Origin of the sequence: Pseudomonas sp., assembly GCF_049301935.1 — a bacterium.
GTDB lineage: Bacteria > Pseudomonadota > Gammaproteobacteria > Pseudomonadales > Pseudomonadaceae > Aquipseudomonas.
Window position 1 is genome coordinate 1 of record NZ_JBAQLP010000071.1, and the last position, 6,708, is coordinate 6,708.

The window sequence follows — 6,708 nt, forward strand, 5'->3', positions numbered from 1 at the left end:
TGATAGAACAGGCCGCGCTCGACGGTGTTGTCGTTGTATTGCAGGAAGGCCTCGGTCAGCTCCTTGGCGTCGTCGAATTTCTTCAGCGCGAGCTGGATCAGTAGCTTCAGTTCGAGAATCGTCAGCTGGCCCCAGACCGTGTTGTCGTCGAACTCGATGCCGATCAGCGTGGTGATATCGGTGTAATCATCCACATCGCTGTTTTCCAGATACCGCAGCAGCGACTTGAGGCCGCGATCATTCAAGCTGTGCAGGTTGAGGATGTCGGCCCGGAACAGCAGCGCCTTGTTGGTGTTGTCCCAGATCAGGTCCTCGACCGGGTAGATCTCCGAATAGCCCGGCACCAGGATGCGGCAGGCCGTGGCACCCAGGTGCTCGTACACCGCCATATACGCCTCTTTGCCCATGGCTTCGAGAATGCCGAACAGGGTCGCGGCTTCCTCGGCGTTGGCGTGCTCGCCTTCGCTGGAGAAGTCCCACTCGACGAACTCGTAGTCGGCCTTGGCGCTGAAGAAGCGCCACGACACCACACCGCTGGAGTCGATAAAGTGCTCGACGAAGTTGTTCGGCTCCATCAACGCCTGACTTTCAAAGGTCGGCGGCGGCAGATCATTCAGGCCCTCGAAGCTGCGACCCTGCAGCAGCTCGGTCAGGCTGCGCTCCAAGGCGACTTCGAAGCTCGGGTGCGCACCGAACGAGGCGAACACGCCGCCGGTGCGCGGGTTCATCAGGGTCACGCACATCACCGGGAATTCGCCGCCGAGGGAGGCGTCCTTGACCAATACCGGGAAACCCTGGGCTTCCAGGCCCTGAATGCCGGCGAGGATGGCCGGGTACTTGGCCAGCACCTGCGCGGGAACGTCCGGCAGGCACAGCTCGCCTTCGAGGATTTCGCGTTTGACCGCGCGCTCGAAGATTTCCGACAGGCACTGCACCTGCGCCTCGGCCAGGCTATTGCCGGCGCTCATGCCGTTGCTGAGGTAAAGGTTTTCGATCAGGTTGGAGGGGAAGTACACCACCTCGCCATCGGACTGACGCACAAAGGGTAGCGAGCAGATGCCGCGCAGGGTGTTGCCCGAGTTGGTGTCGTACAGGTGCGAGCCGCGCAGCTCGTCGTCCGGGTTGTAAATCGCCAGGCAGTAGTCGTCGAGAATCTCCACCGGCAACGCATCCTTGGGCCCCGGTTTGAACCAGCGCTCGTCCGGGTAATGCACGAACGCTGCACCCGCGATCTCTTCGCCCCAGAACTGATCGTTGTAGAAGAAGTTGCAGTTCAGCCGCTCGATAAACTCGCCCAGCGCCGACGCCAGCGCGCCTTCCTTGGTGGCGCCCTTGCCGTTGGTAAAACACATTGGCGAATGCGCATCGCGGATATGCAGCGACCAGACGTTGGGCACGATATTGCGCCACGAGGCGATCTCAATCTTCATGCCGAGCCTGGCCATGATCCCCGACATATTGGCGATGGTTTCTTCCAGCGGCAGGTCTTTGCCGAGGATGCGCGTGCCTTCACCGGCCGTCAGCGCGGGTATCAGCAGCGCCTGGGCATCGGCATCGAGGTTTTCCACCTCTTCGATCACGAACTCCGGTCCGGCCTGCACCACCTTCTTCACCGTGCAGCGGTCGATGGAACGCAGAATGCCTTGGCGATCTTTGGCAGAGATATCCGCCGGCAACTCGACCTGAATCTTGAAGATCTGCTGGTAGCGGTTTTCCGGGTCGACGATGTTGTTTTGCGACAGGCGAATGTTGTCGGTGGGGATACTGCGGGTGTCGCAGTACAGCTTGACGAAGTAGGCCGCGCACAGCGCTGATGAGGCCAGAAAGTAATCGAACGGGCCCGGTGCCGAGCCATCGCCCTTGTAACGGATAGGTTGGTCGGCCACCACCGTGAAATCATCGAACTTGGCTTCAAGTCGAAGGTTGTCGAGAAAGTTAACCTTGATTTCCATGCGGGATTACCAGAATAACGAGCTAAAAGTTGGCCGCTATTATCCGGCTTTTCCGGCGTAAGTCTTGCTGTGCGCCGCTCAGTCGTCTGTCGATCTGAACAGATGCCGATGTTCGGCGTTGTACAGCGCCGAGTTGGCGAACTGTTCGGCGTGCAGCACGCGGCCGACCAGGATCAGCGCGGTGCGGCGAAAGCCCTTGGCGCGCACCTGTTCCTCGATGGTCGCCAGGGTGCCGCTGACCCAATCCTGATCCGGCCAACTGGCGCGATGCACCACGGCAATCGGGCAATCCGCGCCGTAATGCGGCAGCAGTTCAGTGACGATCTTGCTCAGATGCACCACGCCCAGGTGAATGGCCATGGTCGCGCCGTGGCGGGCCAGGTCGCCCAGTGCCTCGCCCACGGGCATGTTCGACTTGCTCGCGTAGCGCGTGAGGATCAGCGTCTGCGACACCTCGGGCAGGGTCAATTCGCTTTCCAGCAGGGCGGCGCAGGCGGCGGTGGCAGTCACGCCGGGAATGATCTGAAAGGGGATCGCTAGCCGGCGCAGGTGGCGAATCTGCTCGCCAATCGCGCCATACAGCGACGGGTCGCCGGAGTGCACGCGAGCCACATCCTGGCCTTTGGCGTGGGCCTGGCGGATCAGCTCGATGATTTCATCCAGATGCAGCTCGGCGGTGTTGATCACCTGCTCGGCGCTATGGCCCTGTAGTACTGCCTCGGGCACCAGCGAACCGGCATAGAGAATCACCGGGCAGCTGCGCAGCAGGCGTTGACCCTTGACGGTGATCAGCTCGGGGTCGCCGGGGCCGGCGCCGATAAAGTAGACGGTCATGACAGATCCTTGGGGGCAATCAACGCCAGGGCGCAGGTGGCGCTGGCGGTGCGGGTTTTTTCGCCGAGCAGACGGGCTGGTTGGCTACCCAGGCGTTCGGCCAGGGCCAGGGCGCAGGGTTCGGCGACGGCCGGGCTGCCGGTGGCGGCCAGGGTAAGCGGCGAGCCTTGAATATCGTGCTGATAAGGCTGCAGTTCGGCTGCGCTAAAGCAGTTCAGCTGCAGACCCAGGCGCTCGGCCAGTGTCTGCAGGCCCGGCTCGTGCTGTTTATGCGCGATGCTGGCCAATCCGGCCAGGTTAACCACAGTCAGGCCATGCGCCTGCAGGCTGTGAATCAGCAATGTGGATAAATCTTCAACGCTGCAGCCGCTGCGGCAGCCAACCCCGGCGACCACTTGAATGGTGGCAGCAGGACGAGTATCGGCAGGGCTGGGCATCATCTAAGAGCGCTCGGTGGGTGCGGCGGCGTAGCTCACCATGGCGGCCGGCACTGGTCAACCGCGATTGACCGGCCGCCATGGCCTGCGTAGCCTTGTCGCGTTCGAGGTTCTTCGTGGGCATGCCCATGAAGCTAAGAGGGAACAAGGTGAATGCCTTGGCTGCCCCCGCAACTGTAAACGACTCGTTCCCTTGCGTTGTTCTGCCGCCCAAGCGCTGCAGCACAACAGCCACTGCGTCAGCGCGGGAAGGCGAAGGGAGTAGCCGGCGCATCTACGCCAGCCCGGTCGTGAGCCAGGAGACCTGCCTCGTCACGCTTTCGACAACCGGGCGGGGTGATCCGGTGGTGTTGGCTGACGCCCCGTGGCTGTCATGTCTGTGCCGCCTCCTGCTCGTCTTTCTTTCGACGCCATGCAGGACTCGCCATGCAAACCCTCGCCAAACTCCCCGTCACCATCGTTACCGGCTTTCTCGGCGCCGGCAAAACCACCCTGTTGCGGCATATGCTCGGCCATGCCGACGGGCGGCGCATCGCGGTGATAGTCAACGAGTTCGGCGAGCTGGGCATTGACGGCGAAATCCTCAAGCAATGCTCGATCGGCTGCAGCGAAGAAGAGGCCAACGGGCGCATCTTCGAACTGGCTAATGGCTGCCTGTGCTGCACCGTGCAGGAAGAGTTTTTCCCGGTGATGCGCGAGCTGGTGGCGCGGCGCGGCGAGCTGGACCATATCCTTATCGAAACGTCGGGTTTGGCGTTACCCAAGCCGCTGGTACAGGCCTTTAACTGGCCGGAAATTCGCAACGCCTGCACCGTCGATGCGGTGATCACCGTGGTCGACAGCCCGGCCGTGGCCGCCGGTACCTTCGCCGCGTTCCCCGATCAGGTCGATGCGCAGCGTAAGCAGGACCCGAATCTGGATCACGAATCGCCGCTGCACGAGCTGTTCGCCGACCAGCTGGCCAGCGCTGACCTGGTAATCCTCAACAAGGCCGACCTGCTCGACGCCGCCGCCCTGGCTGCGGTGCGTGCGGAAGTGGCCGAGGAGCTGCCGCCTGCAGTGAAAATCATCGAAGCCCATGGCGGCGAACTGCCGCTGGACGTGCTGCTGGGCCTAAACTGTGAGACCGAGCTGCATATTGAGGGCCGCAAGACCCACCATGACCTGGAAGGCCATGAAGACCACGATCACGACGAATTCGCCTCGTTCCACGTCGAGCTGCCCGAGGCCGAGGAAGCCCGTCTGCTGCAAGTGCTGAAGGAGGCGGTGAGCAAACACGGCATCCTGCGCATCAAGGGTTTCGCGGCGATTCCCGGCAAACCGATGCGCCTGCTGCTGCAAGGCGTTGGCCAGCGTTTCGATAAACACTTCGACCGCGCCTGGCAGGCCGCTGAGCCGCGCATCACCCGCCTGGTGGTGATTGGCCAGACCCTGGATCAGGCCGCCATCGAAGCCGAGCTAAACGCCGCGCTGGCAGGCTAAGCCCGCATGCACCTGCTGCGCACCCAGCCCGGCAGCCAGCTGCCGCTCGACAGCATCGCCGACCTCGGCCAGACCCCGGCCGAGCTGGTGATCCTGTGCACCGGCGATTCGCACCTGTCGTTGCTGGCCGAGGTGGCGCTGCAGCTGCCGGCGGATTACCCCAGCCTGCGCCTGGCCAGCCCGGCGCAGCTGAGCAATCACGCCTCGGTGGATCTCTACGTCGAGCAGGTGCTGCAGCACGCCAAGGTCATCCTGATTGCCGTGCACGGCGGCGTCAGCTACTGGCGCTACGGCATCGAGCGGCTGGTCGAACTGGCCGAGCGCGGTGCACGGGTGATCATGGTGCCGGGGTGCGATAACCCCGATCCGGAGCTGATGGGCCTCAGCAATGTCGACGGCGCGGACAGTCACAGGCTCTGGCAGTTTCTGCGGCAGGGCGGCGCGGGCAATGCGCTGCAGCTATTTAACTGCATCGCCAGCCAGTGGCTGCAGCGTGACTATGCCTGGGTTGAACCGCAGCCGTTGCCGCGCGTGGGCCTGTATCACCCGCAGCTGAGCAACCCGAGTCTGGCCGATTGGCAAGCCAGCTGGCAGGCCGATGCGCCGGTGGCGGCGCTGCTGTTCTACCGCACCCAGGTACAGGCGGCGAATACCGGGTTTATCGATCAGTTCTGCCAGCGCCTGCAGGCCCAGGGCCTTAATCCGCTGCCGATTGCCGTGGCCAGCCTCAAGGAGGCGGCTTGCCTGGCCCAGGTCGAGGACTGGTTGGACGAGACCGATACGGCGCTGATTATCAACACCACGGCCTTTGCCCTGTCCAACCCGGAAGCGCCGAGCGCACGGCCTTTTAGGCGCGATATTCCGGTGCTGCAAGCCATCTGCGCGTTGGATAACCACGCGCAGTGGCAGGCCAATGCCCAGGGCCTGGGTTCGCGCGACCTGGCCATGCATATCGTGCTGCCTGAGTTGGATGGCCGCCTGATTACCCAGCCGATCAGTTTCAAGGGCCTGGCCTGGCGCAGCGAGCGCAGCCAGAGCGATGTGGTCTGCTATCAGCCCCATCTGCCGGGGATGGATTTTGTCGCCGAGCTGGCGCGCAACTGGATTGCCCTGGCGCGCAAAGGTAATGCTGACAAGCACGTCGCCCTGATTCTCGCCAACTACCCGACCCGCGATGGCCGTATCGGTAATGGCGTCGGCCTGGATACCCCGGCGGCGGCACTGAATATTCTCAAGGCGCTGCAACAGCAGGGCTATCCGCTGGAGGGCTTGCCCGATAGTGGCACCGCGCTGATCCACCAGCTGCTCGGTGGCGTGACCAATGAGCTGGACAGCCTCGACGCGCGGCCCTGCGCGCAGAGCCTGGCGCTGGACGAGTACCTGGCGTTCTTCCACAGCCTGCCGGCGGCCAACCAGCAGGCGGTGCGCAAACGTTGGGGCGAACCGCAAAGTGATCCGATGTTCCGCAGCGGTCGGCTGATGGTTGCCGGCCTGCGCTTCGGCCTGACCTTTGTCGGCATCCAGCCGGCGCGTGGTTATCAGCTGGATGCGGCGGCGGTGTATCACGACCCTGACCTGGTGCCAACCCACGGCTACCTGGCGTTCTACTGCTGGCTGCGTCGGGCCTTTGCGTGTGACGCGGTGATCCACGTAGGCAAACACGGCAATCTGGAATGGCTGCCGGGCAAGAGCATCGGGCTGTCCGAGCAGTGCTGGCCGAGCGCGATTCTCGGCCCGCTGCCGAATATCTACCCGTTTATCGTCAACGATCCGGGCGAGGGCGCGCAGGCCAAGCGGCGCACCCAGGCGGTGATCATCGACCACCTGATGCCGCCGCTGACCCGCGCGGAAAGCTACGGCCCGCTGCGCGATCTGGAGCGCCTGGCCGATGAATACTACGAAGCCAGCCAGCTCGACCTGCGCCGCGCCGCCGAACTGCGCGGCGAGATTCTGCTCAAGGTGCGCGAGGCCAGCCTCGACCGCGAGCTGGGCCTGCAACTCAA

Annotated in this window: 5 protein-coding genes and 1 riboswitch; of the genes, 2 read left to right on the top strand and 3 right to left on the bottom strand. The window is 63.5% G+C overall.

The window, feature by feature from the left end:
• The 3 genes from WA145_RS10570 to WA145_RS10580 all read right to left on the bottom strand — a co-directional run.
• On the bottom strand, nucleotides 1-1,952 hold a 1,952-nt coding region (locus WA145_RS10570), incomplete at its 3' end, for an OsmC domain/YcaO domain-containing protein (protein ID WP_422581541.1).
• A gap of 78 nt (nucleotides 1,953-2,030) precedes the next feature.
• On the bottom strand, nucleotides 2,031-2,786 hold the full coding sequence (gene cobM, locus WA145_RS10575; protein ID WP_422581542.1) for a precorrin-4 C(11)-methyltransferase: 756 nt from the start codon (nucleotides 2,784-2,786) through the stop codon (nucleotides 2,031-2,033).
• Nucleotides 2,783-3,226 (bottom strand): cobalamin biosynthesis protein, encoded by a 444-nt coding sequence (locus WA145_RS10580; protein WP_422581543.1) that lies wholly within the window; start codon nucleotides 3,224-3,226, stop codon nucleotides 2,783-2,785. The genes cobM and WA145_RS10580 overlap by 4 nt, the downstream gene beginning before the upstream one ends.
• An 87-nt stretch (nucleotides 3,227-3,313) precedes the next feature.
• A riboswitch (cobalamin riboswitch) is annotated at nucleotides 3,314-3,550 on the top strand.
• 99 nt (nucleotides 3,551-3,649) lie between these two features.
• On the opposite strand from WA145_RS10580, the gene cobW reads away from it, so the two are divergent.
• On the top strand, nucleotides 3,650-4,705 hold the full coding sequence (cobW, locus tag WA145_RS10585) for a cobalamin biosynthesis protein CobW (RefSeq protein WP_422581544.1): 1,056 nt from the start codon (nucleotides 3,650-3,652) through the stop codon (nucleotides 4,703-4,705).
• A gap of 6 nt (nucleotides 4,706-4,711) precedes the next feature.
• A partial coding sequence (gene cobN / locus WA145_RS10590; protein WP_422581545.1) for a cobaltochelatase subunit CobN occupies nucleotides 4,712-6,708 on the top strand: 1,997 nt, incomplete at its 3' end.